The following is a 19,046-nucleotide window of genomic DNA, read 5'->3' on the forward strand; positions in this document are numbered from 1 at the left end:
GTAGCATTTATCCTCATCGATTCACTTGGAAAGCATTAGCATTGCTGGGCTGACGGGAGGCGGCATGCCCTGACATACCCTGCTCAACTTGAATTTAGCACCCTTCCTGAAGCAGCTATTGAGCCATTGTATATAAGCTGTGTAAATCAAGGTGTTATCACCACGAAAGTGGCGGATAAGATCCAGAATTATGGGCCTGATCTACCAAATCTAATGCTGAATATATAGCTATTTCGGCACGCAAGGTATGCCTGTTAGGGCTTGGGAAACCTGCTTGAAGCGTGCAACATAGTAAATCACTGGAGCCGACGACCCCCGCTAGCCGACGGCAGCGTACTCGGCAGTGTTAGCGGCTTAGCTCAATCGTTGGACGGCAATTGAAAGTCCGCTACCAGAACAATCAAACTTACACTTTCTTTCTGGAAGCGATAATTACATCGCTCCACCACTACCCTAGTTCGCATTTAGGAGGACAAGATGATCAATTGCTACTTGCTGTTTCATAAATGTGGGAATAACTACATCCAAAATGTCCATCGCATCGATAAAAAGACTGGGTTTGTCAAGAGCGTGCAGCCTGATAAGGCTGACAGTGTAGGCGGCTACGACAGGCCTGGGAGCGTGGTGAACATCCGTTGTCGCAACTTCGGTTCCGAGGCACTCGAAGCAACGGGCCTCCTGGATGTCGAGTCAGCGAGGTTCTTAATTTTTACGCGGGATCCGGCGAGTTTTATCTTCAGCGCAGCGAAGTACCATTTGCGAGGTGGTGAAGCATGGGCGGTAGAGAAAGCTCATGCAGCTCTCGGCGGACAGACTCTGACGCAAGTTCTCCGGGACGCAGAATCTCTTGACGAACAGCATATCGCCATCATGAGGCAATTTGATTGGCTATATGAGCGCCAGGTGTCGCTTCTCGAACACCTGACCGATTCGAGGTTCATGCGAGTTCGCTGTGAGGACATCTTCACTTCGACTGAGGACGCTTACTTCGCCAGAATTGCTAGCTTCCTGCGCTGTTCGGCACGACCGTCGATTCTGGACAGGTTGCTCCGTCAAGCCAGCAACGAGCCACGTTTTCTGAGCGCCCTCAAAGCCGCGTCACCCGCCTTTAAGCAAAAACTTCCGAAGCATTCGACAGGTGCCTTCGCTATCGAGAGACCTTATCATGCGTTGGGGCCCAAAGCGAAGCGTTATTACGATGCTCATTGGCAAGGGTACGCGCGCGCGCTGGGCTACGACTGTGGCGGCTGAGTGGGCTAACCGTCTTACGAAATGTTCTGTTACGAACATCCAGTCATACGAGATTCACCCCACATGCTGAATTAACGTTGCCAAAAAGTTTACTTCAGAATCAACACTGGACAATGAGATAATCGCACCACTTGTTCAGCCACCGACCCAATCAAAAAACGACTGACACCTTTGCGTCCATGGGACGGCATGACAATTAAGTCCGCATCTATCTCTTGGGCATAGTCCACAATTTTTGACGTAGTGTCCCCAATGACCACCTCAATGTGAAGCTTGTCGTAGCCCATTTCGTTAAGCTTTTCATGGGCAAAGGCCTGGACTTTTTGCTTGCGGTCTTCATCACTGACTGTGTCCCACATGGCCGCTGGATCGGCAGGGTGCAACGGTGCAAGCACATGAATCAGTTTCAAAGATGACCCATCGTCCACAAGTTCTTTGGCAGGCCCCAGTGCCTGATAAGAAAGGTCAGAAAAGTCTATGGGAATCAGAACAGATTTTCGCTTAAGCCAACTCATCTCAGTTACCTCCATTTATTTAAAGACTGTTTCCTGAGCAATTGGAGTCTGGGGTAGCATTTCTCCCGAATTGAGCCGCTCCATATAGCTCTTCAACTCCCTAGCAATCAGTCCAGACATCAAGAAGCAACCCAACAGATTAGGCAGCGACATTGCCAGGGCCATAATGTCGCTAAAATCAAGCACGGGACCTAAGTTAACCACTGCACCGACAAAGACACAGAACAAAAAGATGCCCTTGTAGATGTTAACAGTGCTGTCACCAAACAAAAATGCCCAGGATTGTTGTCCATAATAGCTCCAGGAAATCATGGTTGACAGGGCGAACAAAAATCCGGCCACTGCAATCACATAGGGGAACCAGCTAATAACCGTTTCGAAGGATGCCGCCGACAGCTGGGCTCCATTGAGATCAGCAGCGGTGGGATCGGCATAAACTCCGGTCAGAACAATTACCAATGCTGTCAAATTACAAATAAACATGGTGTCGATAAAGGGTTCTAGCAAAGCCACAATCCCTTCTCTAATCGGTTCATCTGTCTTGGCAGCAGAGTGGGCAATAGCCGCTGAACCTAATCCTGCCTCATTGGAGAATGCTGCCCGCTGAAAGCCAATCACCAGGGCACCAATCGCTCCACCTGCCACTGCCTCTGGGCTAAAAGCTGTCGCAATAATTGTACCAATGGCACCGGGAACCTCCGGGAGTTTGACTAACATCACCCAGAAACAAGCGATGGCATAAACCACAGCCATAAACGGCACGAGAACGCCGGCAACAGCACCAATCCGTTCAATACCTCCCAAGATAACCAAACCCACAATCAGAGCTAAGACAATACCAAATAGCCAGCTAAAACCGTTTAGAAATGGCAACACATTAGAAACAGCGGCAAAGGCCTGGTTGGCCTGAAACATGTTGCCAATGCCCAAGCTACCAATGGCACAAAGAACAGCAAAAATGACTGCTAATGCTTTACCCACCGGAGCCATGCCCATGGCCGACAATCCCCGAGATAGGTAATACATGGGACCGCCACCCACGGTGCCATCAGGTTTGATGACGCGATACTTTTGACCCAGGGTACATTCGGCAAATTTACTCGACATGCCTAGAAAACCTGCCATGGTCATCCAGAATGCAGCGCCTGGACCACCGAGACGAATTGCGATCGCAACCCCCGCTATGTTACCAATCCCTACAGTTCCTGAAAGCGCCGCTGCCAGGGCCTGGAAGTGAGAAACATCGCCTTCGTCCTCCTCACTGTCGTATTTGCCCCGCACCACATCAATGGCATGTTTAAAGGCACGGATATTAATAAATTTAAGCCGAAACGTGAAAAAGACAGCGCCAATCACCAGCCAAAGAACAATAAATGGCATGCCATTCTCGCCGCCAACCTTGAAGTAAAAGATTAGATTGAGAACATCTACGACACCCTGGACACCAGCCTCAATGGAACCCAAGATCCCAACGGAGGCAGTATCGTCCTGGGCAAAAGCAACCTGGGGGAGAAAGATAAGTAAAAATGCCAGGGCATAGAGATAGTGTTTCAATCTAAACAGTGGTGTTTTCATGGTATTAACTCCAAACGAGAGAGATAATTGAGAACGCTGATTGTCCCATCGTCTTTTTTGAGGAGGACTCAGTGAAAATTTTGATTGGTCGAGGTACAATGGGATTGTTGTAATCTTTCCTCTGCTAATAAAGAGGGTTCAATCCATTGGCTAAAACCTTATATTGAGATTGGTTGGATACCTTGAACCCGCATTGGGTGCAGAATTCAATGCTAATTGAGAATTGTTGCTTTAGCAGACAACCTGACTATGGGGCTCTATACATGGATCGTTTACCGATCGCTCAACCCCTTTAGCGAGTTTTAATTTGATCAGCCTTGTGACTTTAAGTCCCAGGCAGGATATCGCTACCCCGCCTGGAGTAAAATATGAGCTAGAGGAACTAGATTAGTGACACCATCTTAATTTAGAGACTTTAGGGATCTAGTGAGACAACATCAGGAACTGGATAAAGCAAAAACAGCATCACAGAGAGTATCTGCTAGCCGATCGGCGTCTTCTCGACTCATCACCAACGGTGGAGCCAGAATTAGCACATTGGTAAAACCAGGAATTGTGTTCGTGTTTCGACCAATAATCATCTGCTTGTCCATGCAGTATTTAGTTACCGAAGCAACGGCATCGCTATCTAAAGGTGTTTTGCTGGCCTTATCTTTGACTAGCTCCACACCAAGCAGCAAGCCTTTGCCTCTAACGTCACCTACATTGGGATGCTCTAACAGCCGTTGCAACTTTCCAAGCAGATAATTACCCATCTCAGCCGCACGCTCACACAGGTTTTCTCTTTCTAGGATTTCGATACTTCTTAGACTGACTGCTGTGCAGACAGGGGTGCCGCCATAGGTAGTAACATGCCGAAAATGGCTATCACTGCCAGGGTCGTCTAAGAAAGCTTCGAAGATAAACTGTTTTACCACTGTGGCAGACAGGGGCATATAGCCACTAGTAAGACCTTTTGCAAAGGAGATAATGTCTGGCTCCACACCCCAGTGTTGATGGCCAAACATTTTTCCAGTGCGACCAAAGCCGTTAACGACTTCGTCATAGATGAGAAGGATGCCGGTGCGATCGCAAATCTCTCGCACACCTCGCAAATAGCCTTCTGGCGGCACAATCACCCCACCCCCAGAAATGATCGGTTCCACAATCACTGCTGCAACAGATTCAGCCCCTTCATAGAGAATTGTCTGTTCCAGTTCTCGCAAGCAGGCGGCATTGTAAACATCTTCCGGCTGTCCATCACCAAACCGATAGTAGTAAGGTGGGCTTACATGAAGAAAACCAGGAACTAAGGGCTCATACTTGAGCTTACGTTCAGCCTGTGCCGTTGCGCTTAGCGCTCCCATGGTGTGACCATGATAGCCTCGATAGCGAGAGATAATTTTGTAGCGTGGGCCTGAGCCAGCAGGAGCCGTCTGAGCATGGTACTGACGAGCAATCTTAAAGGCTGTTTCATTGGCCTCTGAACCGCTTGTGGAGAAAAACACCTTACCCTCGTAACCCAATAGCTCCAATAATTTATGAGCCAAACGAATGCCCGGCTCATGGCTCATGGTGAGCGGGAAATAGGCCAGATCGACCATTTGCTCATAGGCAACTTCCGCCAACTCCTGACGGCCATAGCCAACATTGACGCACCACAAGCCAGAGATACCGTCGAAATATTCGATTCCGTTTGTATCAGTCACATAACACCCCACACCCCGTGTCATACACTTGGGAGGCTTCTGAGAAAATGACTTGTGTTGCACCAATGGATGCCAAAGTGATTCAGCATCCATTGTTCCTAAATCAGTCTTTTCTGGACTCAAACTAGCAAACATTAAAAATGATCCTTAAAGCGAAAGAGCATTTTCCAAGAGCCAAGTTACTTTTATCGTGAAGCGAATTCATGGGATGTTTTCAACACAATAAAAGTATTTAAAAGCTCTCTTCTGTATATTTACACACGATTCAATAAAGTTTTTCTTAATAGAAAAACCAATTCGAAAGCAATGCTCGTTAAAGAAAACATGTCTATTTCATGACAGCAAAAAATAGACAGCAAGAACAATGACTGAAAAACTTTGCTGCCCTTTTGATACTTTTATGGATTTATAGATAGATGCCAGAGAGAATAAGCCGCACTCCAATAATTGCTAATAAAATAGTGATAATTTTTCGGAAAACATTAGGGTCAAACTTCTTTGCAAGTATGACACCTAACAATAATCCCAGCATTACACTCGGTACAGCCATTAAAAACTGACGAATAATATCTGCCGAGAGTCGATTTTGAAAGCCATGCCCTACAACAACAATCGCCACACTCACCCAGAAAAAACTGGTGAGGTTGCCTTTGAATGTTTCCGGAGACCAGCGTTGACTCGTGCCATACAAAATGACTGGTGGTCCTGGCAGATTAAAGCTGCCCAACAAAATACCTGATGTGAATCCAGCCCCATAAGCCCACAATTTAGACTTCAAAACAGGCACCGCTGGACTCCTTAAGGAATATAGAGCATAGGCAACAATGATCAGCCCTAGGGTAATCAACATCAGTCCTGGAGGAATGTAATCCAAGGCTAGAAAGCCAATGGGAATCCCTAGGACGGATCCCAACAACAAGTGGGTGACCACTTTACGGTCAAACGATTGGCGGTAATAGATACACAGTATGAGATTGTTCGTTAATGTGGTGAGGGCAACAAGGGGAGCTGCTGCCTGAATACTGGTTATGCCAGACAAAATTGGCATAGCTACCAATGCAAACCCAAATCCCGAAATCCCCTGGATAAAGGCCGCTCCAAACACCGTGATGACAATGATCAATGCCATCGTTATACTGAACTCCGATGAACATGGGTGACCGAAGACTGATCCGTCGGCATGACAAAGATTTCACTGATATTGACGTGGGCGGGACGAGTGACTGAAAACAAAATTGTGTCGGCAATATCATCGGGGGTGAGGGGCGTCATTCCCGTATAAACCGAGTTAGCCTTATCATCATCGCCTCGAAACCGCACATTACTAAACTCAGTTTCCACTAACCCTGGCTCGATGTTAGTCACCCGCACAGGCGTGCCTAACAAGTCTATTTTTAACCCTTCTGATAAGGACTTCACTGCTGCTTTAGTAGCACAATAGACGCTGCCACCCATATACGTTTGCCGGGCTGCAATGGAGCCAATGTTAACCACATGTCCCTGGCCCCGTGTCACCATGCTGGGTACGACGGCACGGGTGACGTATAACAGACCTTTAATATTGGTATCAATCATCTCCTCCCAATCTTGAATCGGGGATTCATACTGTTTTTCCAACCCCCGGCTCAGACCAGCATTGTTAATCAAGATGTCAATGGTTTTCCACTTTTCAGGCAGCCCTTCCATGGCAGTCATGACTGCCTGGCGATCTTGCACATCTATGCACAGTAGAAGGGTTTCGGTCTGATAGTGCTTTTGTAATTCATCCGCAAGCGCTTGCAGTTTCTCTTTACGACGAGCAGCCAGGATCAGGCGGGCACCTGCCTGGGCAAATAATCGGGCACAGGATGTACCGATACCGCTGCTAGCGCCAGTGATGAGAACGCATTGCTCAGTTAGAGATAGTGCCATAGAGAATAATTACTCCTGGTATTGCCTGTTGTTTAGTCATCTTATCCCCCCCCAGAATTGGGGGGCTAGGGTGGCCTCGATCACCGATGGCTTCTTTACCGGTTGTCTTGTTATGGAAATATTCTTCTGCAAAAGAATCAACCCCACCGCCGATCCACACCATGCAGCGATCCCAAGACCAACACCAAGTATCTCCCCACCCAGAAATGCTTAGCGCTGGCAAAGGTCAACCTTCCCAATCTGCCCCACATTTTTGGAATTGAGAGGTCTAAGCCCCAGGTAAATGACCTGGAAACATGGTCAGTATCAACAGATGAGAACAAATATTGTACAGGTGCTGCCTCCAACACCAACCGTTTGAAAAGCTTACTGTTAGCCGCCTCAAACTTTCCACAGCTTCCGCTGGAAATACGCTCAGCCTAGAGTTAAACGCAATCACTGTTTGGTCATTATTGACCAACAGCTTTAAGCTCAGCGGATCTAAACTGTCATGTAGGCTTACACAAACACTCCAGCGTAGGGCGAACCGACGCCGTTCCATTTGAGCAAGTGCTTATGAAGCCTCCCTTCTTTGAGATTCAAATTAAAGGGCTCATGACTCGGGCTTAGAGATGAAAAGTAGATAAATAGCACCACCATCTTTTGAGGCCTATGTAGCGAGTCTTCAATATTATAACTCTAGCAAGAGATCGTCATAGTTTTTGTATAAAAATCTACTTATTGAGTTTTTTTACCATTTGTTATCAACAGGCTACAAATTCTATTGATCAATTATCAAGATTAATGCTAACGTTCAATCTGTCAATACTGAAATGAGAGTAGGTGGCTTTCCCCACATCCCCACCTAATATTTCAGCAAGTATTACAACAACAACGTTAGGACACACTCCCAACCGATAGGAGGTTAATTTGTTATGAGAATTGGACTGCCCAAAGAGATTAAAGATCAAGAATTTCGAGTTGGATTAACGCCTGCGAGTGTACAGGCCCTGTGCCAACGGGGACACCAAGTCGTCGTTGAGGAAAATGCAGGACATGGGGCTGGGTTTACAAACGTGGATTATGCTGCCGCAGGGGCGACCCTGGTATCGGATGTTACTATTCCCTGGTCTCAAGATATGGTGGTCAAGGTTAAAGAACCCCAGCCCTCTGAATATGGATACTTTCGGCATGATTTATTGCTGTTTACTTATCTGCATTTGGCAGCAGAACCTCAGTTAACTGAGGCATTGATGGCCAGTGGGGTGAGTGCGATCGCATATGAAACCGTCATGACCAGCGACAGCAAACTACCGCTGCTGACACCCATGAGCATTATTGCAGGGCGATTAGCCGTTCAGTTTGGAGCCCGATATTTAGAAAAACAACAGGGTGGTCGCGGTGTTCTCCTCGGGGGTGTTCCTGGTGTACAGCCAGGACGTGTGGTGATTTTAGGTGGAGGCATTGTTGGTACGGAAGCTGCACGCATTGCCGTAGGTATGGGGGCTCAAGTGCAAATTTTAGACATTAACATTGAGCGTCTTGCTTATCTGGAAACCTTGTTTGGGTCACGGGTTGAGCTACTCTATAGCACCTCAGCTCAAATTGAGCGTGTTGTTCCTGAGGCTGATTTATTGATTGGTGCAGTCTTAATTCCAGGTCGTAAAGCACCCACCCTGGTTGACAAAGCCTTAGTTTCTAAAATGCGTCCCGGCTCAGTCATAATCGACGTGGCTGTTGATCAAGGGGGGTGCATTGAGACATTGCGACCTACCTCACACACCCAACCGACCTATATTGAGTCAGGTGTTGTGCACTTTGGTGTTCCCAATATGCCAGGAGCAGCCCCCTGGACAGCCACCCAGGCATTGAACAACAGCACCTTACCCTATGTGCTCAAGCTAGCTGACCAGGGACAGGATGCGTTATTAAAAGACGCCGCTCTGGCCCAAGGATTAAATGTCGCTAATGGCAAAATTGTTCATCCAGCTGTACAAGAAGCGTTTCCTGTGATGGTTGCGGCATAGGCACTAAGGGGTTTGCACAACAATAAAGACCCAGGTTGGGGCTGTAGATGGGGGTGCGATTATCTTCTTCATAGCGGTCAGCCTCCATGCCCTTGAAAGCATGGGTAGGTGTTGTGCCGTTATAGAAATGATGAGCATTGAATGCCGCCATACTCTCATCTGCACTGAACAGAGCATAGTGTGGATGGTTGTGATTGGTCCGTTCCAGCCATCTTTAATGTAGACGCCTTGGGGGGCTGCGATCGCAAAGTAAAGACGATTAGGACCACAACCCAAAAATTCTACATCAGGTTCATCTGAGACCGTATCACCAACAATAAGAAATTATTACGATGTAAACAACCTGGCTAAGTATTATCTCCAGAAATAAGTTCCATGATTTTCGGGAGCGAGGAGTTTCTCCTAGATGGGCACGCTGGTGACATCAAGATTTTTGATTACTCTTTTGATTACTCTACTGTTGCCAATTATCGATGTTACAACAAAAGAGGAAATGCCCGATGTCACCCAAGGGTTGGTTCATAGTGGCATCTTCTATAGTTGTTTGTTTTTTGACTCCATCAGCATGGTCGCAGCAGGCAACAATCGTTACGAGTATAGCAAATGAAAATTTTGGCGACTCGTTTACACCCGATGGTCTGTTAACGGAAACGGAGTCCAATGAAGTGCCTATGTTAGCGGCGTCGGATGAGACTGTTTTAGAGTTGATTACAATAGGCGATTGAGCAGTGGCTGAGCCAAGAGGTACGATGATCCTATTGTTTGCTGACAAGACATTCGGCACGGTGACAATTAACATGCTGTCTTAACTGAGCAGTTACCGTTGGGGATGCAACTGCTCCTTGATTCGGTGGAGGGGTGTTAGTCGTGGGCAATACTAGCAGGCTTCTGTGGGTCAGTCAGGGTCAACGGCCAGGTTTTAATACAATGGTGTACTGGGTCCGTCTCAAGATGAAGAAAATGAAGAGACTCTGGTGGAGGATATAGCGTGCGCTGAATCATGAGATTACCTGTAGGGGCATTCTAAATGACGGACGGTATGTTCTTTTTATTTTCTGACTCTGAGTTGTAAGGCCAACAAAAGCTATAAGTCCTTTCTAAAGGATAGGTGCCTCCTAATGCTAGATGATATATATTTCAATATGTAGATTAAAGCGGCATTTGACTCAGTTGCTTAGAATTGAGGGGTACTTTTTACGGCTATATATCAATGCCTTCCCCCTTGCCTGGCATGGATCCTTCTCTGGAACATCCCTGGTCCTGGCCAAATTTTCATCATCGGCTGATTACAGCGATCTCAATTAGCTTGGTACCAAGATTACAACCCAGGTACCGTGTGGTGGTCGAGGGGGCTATCTATTAATCAGATAGAGGGGCAGAAGGCATGACGTATTCTTCTCTAGCCAAAATGGATGTCGTTTGGCTAACAAATTGGATGAGCCAATATGAGTCGGGATGAACGTTGAGTTTGTCTAAAGTAATGTTACGTATTTAAGACATCAAATCATCTGCATATTGAGAAGTTCTCAGCGGTATATAGAGACATACTCACAATACTTGGATCAGAGCTTATTCATTTAAGGCTTTCTTTACGTTGAAAGTTTTTCTACAGTGATTGCTGAAGGAGGCATAACGACAATGTATTTAAATCCATAAAATTTGCAATGCTGGAAAGCGTTGGAATTTTATTTCTTTAGAGTCAAGGCTCTGAGGAACTAAGGTGTGCTGCCACTACTACTAAATACACTAAATGTGTGATTTGGTTAGCTGTATAAGTAAAGTTTTGTGTGAAGGAGACTATTTTGTCTGTAACTAGAGTTCATGTAATGATGGCCACGAGCTTATCTACATCAAAGTTGTAATTAAGTAGATTTGAGATGTGCTACGGTTGCGTCTTAGTCCTTATTAGTCTAAGCGAGGTGCAGTAGTGTCCTTTAAGGCAACTCCGAAACAAACTCTTGCATTGTGGTATCTCATAGCGCTTTATGTCGCTGATAATGAAGAACCTACAAAAGGTGATTTTCGTATTTTACGAGGAGCAGAACGAAAACCACTTGAGGAAGCTGGCTTGATTGAATATGAAAAGAGGCCAAGACCTCTTAAGAATAATCGGAAGAGTTATCCAGAGCATATAATTTTGACTGATAAGGCTTGGCATTGGGCTGAAAATAATGATGATATAAAATTTTCAGACTCTAAGTATGGAGTACAAATTCTTGCAAATTTGCTACCGAAAGTTGTAGCAAATTTGCATAAACGTGAAATTCGATTGACAGAGTTTCTATTGCTCAAAACAGAGAATGCTAAAGAATTAGACAGAATTTTCTCAGAGAAAACAACTGACACAAATTTGCTACAAGAAAAAATTTGTGAAGCCTATTCAAAAATTTCTGAAGGTGACTATGACGTTGGAGTACGTCTTGCCGAATTACGTCAATACTTAGGCGACCTGCCACGTGCAAATATCGATCAAGCCTTAGGTGCAATGGAATTAGCGAAAAAGCTTATTCTCATGCCCATTAATGACCCACAAGCGATCAGTCTTGACGATGAAACAGCAGCAATTGATGTAGATGGTGAAAAGCGCCATATTATCTATATGGAAGGGTAAAGATGACAATCAATCAAGAACTGGTTCTCAATGCTTTGAGAGAAGTAAACTTTGACTGGACCATGCATATTAAGAGTGTCTGGCGTCATCCTAAATATGACATTGATAATTTAAATGAAAAGCCACGTCAGAAGATAACAAATGATCTAAATCGTCTAAAAAATTCAGAAGACACAAATTCTCCACTAGGAAGAGTTGTAGTTGGAATAGGAGGGTCAGGAAAGACTCATCTTTTGAATGCAGTAAGGAATTATGCATTCTCTAACGACATTGGGTTTGTGTTAGTTGACATGACTGATGTTCGTGACTTTTGGGAAACTGTTTTGCAAGGGTATATTAGTTCTCTTCAAGAAACTGATGCGAATGGAATACCTCAGTATCAAAAACTCATCGAGCATCTTATCAATTCAACAGGTAGCCCTATTTCACCCAAAAAGTTAGCCGGACTACGAGCCCCTGCATTGGGGAAAGCGATGAAGTTGATTCTGGCTGCACTTGTTAAACAAGAACGCCAAAAAACTATTAAGTTTCAAGATGTAGTTCGTGCTTTACTATTGCTTAACTCAGATGATTTTGACGATCAGAATCTAGGATACAACTGGCTACAAGGATTCGGTGTTGAGGTGGAGGATAAAGCCAAGTTTAGTTTTTCTAGATCTTCTGTTGACAGTGTTAGCATTGTAGAAGGACTTTCTTGGTTAATGGGTTTAAGAGGTCCCTCTGTTTTGGCATTAGATCAACTAGATCCTGTAGTAGCACAATATCATTTAGTTGCGGATATCGAAACTAATGCGCTTTCTGAAGAGCAACAGGCAGCTAAATCAATAGCCAAATCGATTATTGAAGGTATTGGCAGTGGACTATCGTCTTTGCGAGATAAAACTGCCAAAACACTAATTTTAGTTTCCTGTATCAGAGAGACATGGCAAATTTTAGGTCAACAGGCAATTAGTACTGTCCAGGATCGTTATCATAAACCTATAGTGTTAGGACCAGTTTTACAGAGCAACCTTGCCAAAGAAATGGTTAAAGTTCGTTTACAAGAAGCTTACAACAAGGTTGGTTTCTCTCCACCTTATGAAACATATCCCTTTTCTCCAGAGTTCTTTCAAGCTGCTGCCAGCCATTTTCCTAGAGGTATTTTAAAGAGTTGTGAAAAACACCGAGAACAATGTTTGTCACAGAATCAAGTTTTAGAATTACAATCATTTAATCAAGATATCGTTGTTTTTCAAACATCACTAACAACAGATACGGAAGCTCAGTTTAAGCAGCTTGATCGAGATTTTGAAGCCGCTAAAGCACAAATAATTTTAGAAGATGCATTAACTCCAAAAAATGAAGATAAACTACTCGGTGTTTGGCTTCAGACAGTATGTTACTGCTTAATCAAAGAAAATCCCACTATTGATTCTGTTGATGCAATTTTAGAAAAGGCATTCTCCGGTGGAGCAAATTATCCTTTGCTCCATGGACGTGTGCGTCTTGCCTTTCGTAGTGAGAAGGATAGAGAGAAGCATTTATGTCTGAGAGCTTTACAACAAGAGCATCCTAGAGCTTACCAAAGCCGCCTAAAAGCAGCAATGACATCGTCAGGTATTGACAAAAGAGCTTTAACCTTTCGACGTCTAATGATTCTTCGGACACGAGATATCCCTAGTGGAAAAGTAACTCAAAAGTTAACCAAAGATTTTCGGGAAGCTGGTGGCTTATTTGGATACCCTTCTAGAGAAGAACTGAGTATCCTATGTGCACTGCATAAGTTGAATACTGACCAAAAGACAGGTTTCACCCAATGGTTAAAAGAGCGACGTCCAATATCACAGCTCTCATTTATTAAAGAGATAGTTACATGGCTCTTTAAAGATGCTGTTGAATCGGAAAATTCTAGCGAGCCTCATAAAAAAGTAGATTCTTCAAGCCTTAATCAAGAAATCTCTGTAGAGAAAAATGCAGGCAAAAAAGACATTAGAAGATCATCATCATCATCGTTAGGTGATTTACCCATTGGAACACGCTTTGTTGGACATCAACTTAGGGAGGCCATTTCAATTCCAACTGAGAATTTAACGAAACATACTGTTATTCTTGCTGGTAGTGGATCAGGGAAAACAGTTCTAGTAAAGCGGATTGTGGAAGAAGTAGCCTTGCTCGGTATTCCCGCAATTATAATTGATGGAGCTAATGACTTAGCTCAAATGGGTGATCGTTGGAATTCGTCTTCAGCTTCTTGGCGAGAGGGGGACATTCAAAAAGCAGAACAGTATCATCATACTACTGAAGTTATTATATGGACACCTGGGCGTGAATCAGCAAATCCTATTAACTTAAATCCGTTACCTGACTTTTCAGGAGTATTAAGCAATCGTGATGAATACAATCAGGCTCTTGATATGGCTCGTGAGAGCTTGCGAGATATTGTCGCTCCTGGAAAGTCTCAGACTTCTCAAGTTAAGCAAGGAATACTAACAGAAGCTCTTGATTATTTTGCACAAAATGGAGGTGAAACTTTAGAAGAGTTTGCCGAACTTCTCGCTGACGCACCCTCTGAAGCAATGGGTAGCTACTCAAATGCACAGAAGAGGATGCAGGAGATGGCTGACTTACTCAATGCGCAGATTTCAACAAATCCTCTTTTACGTCAGCAGGGTTCTACTCTAGACCCTACAGTTTTGTTCGGCACTAATGGAACATCTGATAAAACACGCATTTCAGTCATTAACTTTATTGGATTACCAGGACAAGAACAACAGCAACAATTTCTCAATCAGCTCGCAATGACTCTCTTTACTTGGATCAAAAAGAATCCTGCTCCTCCCAATTTGCCATTAAGAGGATTATTAGTGATTGATGAGTCAAAAGACTTTGTCCCTTCTAGAGGTTCTACCCCTTGTAAGGCAAGCATTAATCGCCTTGTTGCTCAAGCACGAAAATATGGACTTGGGTTAATTTTTGCAACTCAGGCTCCTAAAAGTATTGATCATAATATTATTGCTAATTGCTCCACTCAGTTTTATGGACGTGCTAATTCTCCCGCTGCGATCAATGTGATTCAAGATCAACTGAGTCAACGTGGTGGTAGAGGGCAAGACATTGCAAAACTTCCTAGAGGCCAATTTTATGCGATATCAGAAAGTTTAGCTTCTCCAGTTAAAATTCAGTCGCCATTATGCTTATCCTATCATCCTGCAACACCACCTGACGAAGAAGAAGTACTAAAACGGGCAAAAGCCTCACGTGATATTACGCAGAAAGCTTTTTAGGGTATGTATATTGACTCCCTATGAATAAACAAGAGATTTTACAAGCTATTGAACAAGCTGCCAAAGAGCAGATAGAAGTGTTGGATTTTTCCAGTACCCAATTAACTTTATTGCCACCTGAGATTGGAAAACTTAAAAATTTAACCTGGTTAGATCTAAGTAATAATCAACTGGAAGAATTACCCCCTGAAATTGGACAGTTAGAAAATTTAACTTGGTTAGAAGCTTACAACAATCAACTAAAAAAAATACCAGTAGAAATTACTAATTTATCTAATCTAGCTGTTTTAAATCTTAGAAATAATCAACTAGAAAAACTACCAAAATTTATTGGAAACCTTCAAGAATTAATACAGTTAAACCTTGAAGGAAATAACTTTAGACGTTTGCCTTTAAGTCTTGGCGAGCTTCAGAACTTAGAATGGTTATGTCTTTCTGGAAATGAACTTCAAGGTTTTCCAACAGGTATCAAACAGTTAAAAAATCTAGTCTGGCTAGATCTCAGCAACAACAGATTAAAAACTCTACCGGACACTATTGGAACATTAGATAAATTATCTTCTTTGAATCTCAGCAACAATAACTTACAAAGTCTACCAAATAAATTTTCTAGCTTAGAAAATATCAAAGAATTATTCCTTCAAGATAATCATTTAACAAAATTACCAAGCTCATTAGAAAAATTACTTCTAGAGCGCAATGATTTAAATCCTCTTATACACAAAAAAATTCAGATAAATCTTAGTGGAAATCAACTATCCATCCCATTTGAGCTTTTAGCTGGGGGACACCGGCCTGAAACCGTAACCAATTACTATCTAAAACAGAAGGGAGAACCTCAGCAATTCTTGAATGAGGTGAAAATGTTGTTAGTTGGACAAGGGGGGGTTGGCAAAAGCTCTTTAGTTCGCAGGTTAGTGCGTGGTGATTTTTTTATTAATGAAGACAAAACTGAAGGGATTGATATCCAACGATGGAAAGTTAATATTGGTTCTAGGAAGATTCATGTAAATATATGGGACTTTGGTGGTCAAGAAATAATGCATGCTACACATCAATTTTTTCTGACTAAACGAAGTTTATATCTATTATTAGTTGATTCAAGGTTAGGAGGAAGAGAGAATCGGATTGAATATTGGTTGAAAATCATTCAAAGTTTCGGGGGCAACTCTCCAGTTATTATTGTCGCTAACAAAATTGATCAACATCCACCTGATTTTGATCAAAATGGGTTAAAGCGAAAATATAGAAATATCAGAAGAATAGTTGAAGTCTCCTGCAAAACGAGAAGTGGGTTAAAGCGATTACGCTCTACTATTACTCAAGAGATTAGTAGCCTAGAACATATTAATGATTCTCTACTTGTCTCTTGGTTTAAAGTGAAAAGTCATTTAGAAAAATTGAGCCAGAGTGAAAATTATATTACTTATAGCACCTATGAGAAAATATGCCAATCAGAAAATATTGAGGACCACCATGGCCTTATACAACTCTTAAATGATCTTGGAATAGTTTTGAATTTCCGAGAGGATCTTCGCTTAGGAAATATATGTATTCTTAACCCTAAGTGGATTATTGAAGGAATTTACAAGATTCTCAATGATAATCTTCTCATGACTCAAGATAAGGGAATCCTGAGTTTTGAAACGCTTGATCGAATCTTAGATAGTGGAACATATCCCAATAATAGAAAAATCTACGTCATCGATCTAATGCGAAAATTTGAGCTATGCTTCGAATTGGATTGTTTTACAAATCAGAAGTTTCTCATACCTGCTTTGCTACCGCGAGAAGAACCTTTTACTGGAGATTGGAATAACACATTGTTGTTTGAATACCACTATTCAGTTTTACCTGCTAGCATCATTTCTCGTTTTATGGTGAAAATGAATGACAAAATCCACGAGAAAACCTACTGGCGAAATGGTCTTGTGCTAAAGTATGAGGATAATATTGCACTGGTAAAAGCAGACTATGAAGATAAGAAAATATGCATATTCATTGGAGGGAATAAAGAGGGACGTCGAGAAGCATTGACGACTATTCGCTCAGTTTTTCAAGCTATTCATAAAGGTTTTCAGAACTTATTTCCAAAAGGGAAAATACCAATTCCTGATAATCCTGAAGTTGTAGTTGACTATCAACATCTGTGTACATTGGAAAGAGCAAATGTCGTTGAACACATTTTTGAGGGATGCGAAAAATCATTAAATGTTAAAGCTCTACTAAACGGTATTGAGTCCCAAGAAATTAGTTCTCTCAACCTTCAAAATTCTCAAAATGCTATAGTCTTGCCTCATATCAATATCAATATCAATAACAATAACAGTCAGGAGGATGGTCGAACCGTGTCAAATACTTATCAAAATCATTCTGGTAGCGGTGATAATGTTGCTGGCGATAAAAATGTTTCAAATATTCGAAATTCTCAAAGTCTGACACAAGCTGCTAAAGATATTCAAGAGTTACTTGACCAGCTTTCACAGGATTACTCTAATGCAGCACTTGTCGGCGCTAAAGCTATTGAAGAAGTTGAGCGTAACCCTACGCTCAAGACTCGGCTTGTTAATGCTATAAGAGAAGGTGGCACGACAGCTATAGAGAAGCTTGTTGAACATCCTGCTGCTAGCATTATCATTGCAGCAGTGAAAGGTGGGATGCAAAGTTGATCAACTCTATCTAATTCATGAGCGTTGCTGAATTAAGGGATGATTCTGAAGGGAACTGTGACATCGTCAACCGCGAGATAGTGAATGAGTAATCGAAGCGAGTGCTTCAACATCTCCACGGATTTGGAATGGCAGAGGGTTTTGCGATGAAGTCGAGCAAGATAATAGCGTAACCGGGTGTTCTCACCTTCGACTCGGGTCATGTAGGTTTTGCACACAATCTGATCGCCGTCTGGAATGAACTGGGGATAGACCTTTAGCCCGTCTGTTACATAGAAGAAGTACTGCCACAGTCCCACTATAGCCCACAAGGGAGCCAAGGTTTGAGCACTGTGGTCACCCACGACCCATCCTAAAATGCCAGGTTTGAAATAGTTCACGGCTGTCCAAATCCGGATTTTGTTTTTTTAGACCCGACAAAGGTCTGAAGCTCATCGAGTTCACCCACCTCATACAGCACTGCTATTATCCATTTCATCCTCTATTTCAGTAGCGCTCAAAAATCTGAGCTTTTACTTTGCTGATGAAGATGAGCAACCCATCGGCCAGCGACTTTACTCGTTATCTCGGGATGCCTTCGAACAGGGGGTCCAGTTGATTCATCGGCTCACGGGGCAAGGGCAATCGGTTGATCTCATTATGGAGGTCCTGATGCTGAGCTAACCCCATCTCACTAGTTATTTTTCTCTGCTCGTACCCCTCCAAGTCGTGTGGTGGCATCAAACACTGTCAGTTTTGGTGCAAAAATTCCGTAATCGGGTTGAGGCATTTGTGGCTGATGTGATGCAAACAGCTTGCGGACTTCACAACGTTCATTTAGAGTTACGTACGGATGTTACGCTATAGCGGGGTAGACGAAGAGGGCAGAGCAAAGCTGTAGATGCCTTTCTCTAGTTCCGATAATGTCTAATAGTTATCGGGTGAACTTGAGCTCGCTTGGGGACTTGCGAGATTTCTATTAAAATTTAGTGCGTTTCTATTCTCTAAATCTGAGATGTAAGTCTTCTACAAAAAATAGGTTGGGACATTATAAGAAAAGTCAAGCAATATGGGGCCTAGACAATGACCTGCACAAATCTAGCTATAGAATCTATTGCCATTAAAGGGCGCGGTGTGGTTACTACAAAAGCCATTGCTGCTAACACCGTGCTTGAAATTGCTCCCGTTGCCTCATTTCCATCAACAGAACGTAAAATCATTGATACAACTCAAATTGCCAAATATTACTTTGTTCAACCAGAAGCCTATCAATACAATCATGAGGTTGATGGGTATTTTGTGTTTGGTCTTGCTTCGCTATGCAATCATGACAGCACTCCAAATTCAAAAGTTGAGTGGGTAACCGATGAAATTGGCCTATGGTCACATCTCACGAGTATTAAAGATATTGCATCAGGTGAAGAAGTAACCTTGTATTATACCAATATAGATGAGGGCACCTCTATTTATTAGGCTTCTGAAAAATCGAGTCTCATCTGAGACTGTTATCCTCCCCTTTTTTTAGATGTTGAAGGGTTCCAAACGGACAAAATCTGTTCATGGGGGCTGTTTTAGAGC

14 protein-coding genes and 1 pseudogene are annotated in these 19,046 nt (G+C 43.2%); 8 read left to right on the top strand and 7 right to left on the bottom strand.

The features are described from left to right. Positions 1-477: 477 nt before the first annotated feature. A complete protein-coding gene (locus QGP82_RS24605) occupies positions 478-1,251 on the top strand; it encodes a hypothetical protein (RefSeq protein WP_499061321.1) in 774 nt (257 codons plus the stop codon). 89 nt (positions 1,252-1,340) lie between these two features. Here the strand turns inward: QGP82_RS24605 and QGP82_RS24610 are convergent, their stop codons facing one another. The 6 genes from QGP82_RS24610 to QGP82_RS24635 all read right to left on the bottom strand — a co-directional run bounded on the left by QGP82_RS24610 (position 1,341) and on the right by QGP82_RS24635 (position 7,163). Next, entirely contained in the window at positions 1,341-1,766 is a 426-nt protein-coding gene (locus QGP82_RS24610; RefSeq protein ID WP_163669584.1) for a universal stress protein, read from the bottom strand. A 15-nt stretch (positions 1,767-1,781) separates the two neighbouring features. Further along, positions 1,782-3,341 (bottom strand): alanine/glycine:cation symporter family protein, encoded by a 1,560-nt coding sequence (locus tag QGP82_RS24615; protein ID WP_163669582.1) that lies wholly within the window; start codon positions 3,339-3,341, stop codon positions 1,782-1,784. Between the two features lie 437 nt (positions 3,342-3,778). Further along, positions 3,779-5,164, bottom strand: a complete 1,386-nt coding sequence (locus tag QGP82_RS24620) for an aminotransferase (RefSeq protein ID WP_499061323.1) — start codon at positions 5,162-5,164, stop codon at positions 3,779-3,781. Positions 5,165-5,435: 271 nt separating this feature from the next. Next, the gene (locus tag QGP82_RS24625) at positions 5,436-6,158 is read right to left on the bottom strand and encodes a sulfite exporter TauE/SafE family protein (protein WP_499061324.1); all 723 of its coding nucleotides are present in this window, start codon (positions 6,156-6,158) and stop codon (positions 5,436-5,438) included. Positions 6,159-6,160: 2 nt separating this feature from the next. Next, positions 6,161-6,940, bottom strand: coding sequence for an SDR family oxidoreductase (locus QGP82_RS24630; protein WP_499061325.1), 780 nt, complete (start codon positions 6,938-6,940; stop codon positions 6,161-6,163). After that, the gene (locus tag QGP82_RS24635) at positions 6,921-7,163 is read right to left on the bottom strand and encodes a hypothetical protein (RefSeq protein WP_499061326.1); all 243 of its coding nucleotides are present in this window, start codon (positions 7,161-7,163) and stop codon (positions 6,921-6,923) included. Before QGP82_RS24635 ends, QGP82_RS24630 begins: the two co-directional genes overlap by 20 nt. A 691-nt stretch (positions 7,164-7,854) precedes the next feature. On the opposite strand from QGP82_RS24635, the gene ald reads away from it, so the two are divergent. The 6 genes from ald (at position 7,855) to QGP82_RS24665 (ending at position 17,489) form a co-directional block, all read left to right on the top strand. Next, positions 7,855-8,946, top strand: a complete 1,092-nt coding sequence (gene ald / locus QGP82_RS24640; protein WP_499061327.1) for an alanine dehydrogenase — start codon at positions 7,855-7,857, stop codon at positions 8,944-8,946. Between the two features lie 406 nt (positions 8,947-9,352). Further along, positions 9,353-9,553: a hypothetical protein gene (locus tag QGP82_RS24645; RefSeq protein WP_499061328.1), complete on the top strand. Its 201-nt coding sequence runs from the start codon at positions 9,353-9,355 to the stop codon at positions 9,551-9,553. A 603-nt stretch (positions 9,554-10,156) separates the two neighbouring features. Further along, positions 10,157-10,309 carry a DUF4058 family protein gene (locus QGP82_RS24650; protein WP_499061329.1) on the top strand — a complete coding sequence of 51 codons (153 nt, stop codon included), beginning with the start codon at positions 10,157-10,159 and terminating at the stop codon, positions 10,307-10,309. 564 nt (positions 10,310-10,873) lie between these two features. Then, positions 10,874-11,557, top strand: a complete 684-nt coding sequence (locus QGP82_RS24655; protein WP_499061330.1) for a hypothetical protein — start codon at positions 10,874-10,876, stop codon at positions 11,555-11,557. Positions 11,558-11,559: 2 nt separating this feature from the next. Further along, positions 11,560-14,820, top strand: a complete 3,261-nt coding sequence (locus QGP82_RS24660) for an ATP-binding protein (RefSeq protein WP_499061331.1) — start codon at positions 11,560-11,562, stop codon at positions 14,818-14,820. Positions 14,821-14,840: 20 nt separating this feature from the next. Further along, positions 14,841-17,489, top strand: coding sequence for a COR domain-containing protein (locus QGP82_RS24665; protein WP_499061332.1), 2,649 nt, complete (start codon positions 14,841-14,843; stop codon positions 17,487-17,489). A 32-nt stretch (positions 17,490-17,521) separates the two neighbouring features. Here the strand turns inward: QGP82_RS24665 and QGP82_RS24670 are convergent. Continuing rightward, positions 17,522-17,940: pseudogene (locus QGP82_RS24670) on the bottom strand (IS1 family transposase); the annotation flags it as partial. Between the two features lie 611 nt (positions 17,941-18,551). Between QGP82_RS24670 and QGP82_RS24675 the strand changes: the two are divergent. Continuing rightward, complete coding sequence (locus tag QGP82_RS24675) at positions 18,552-18,941, top strand: SET domain-containing protein-lysine N-methyltransferase (RefSeq protein ID WP_499061333.1); 390 nt, start codon at positions 18,552-18,554, stop codon at positions 18,939-18,941. The last annotated feature ends 105 nt before the right edge of the window (positions 18,942-19,046 follow it).

It is taken from the genome of Leptothoe sp. LEGE 181152 (assembly GCF_032906605.1).
GTDB classification, from domain to species: Bacteria; Cyanobacteriota; Cyanobacteriia; order Phormidesmidales; family Phormidesmidaceae; genus Leptothoe; species Leptothoe turfae.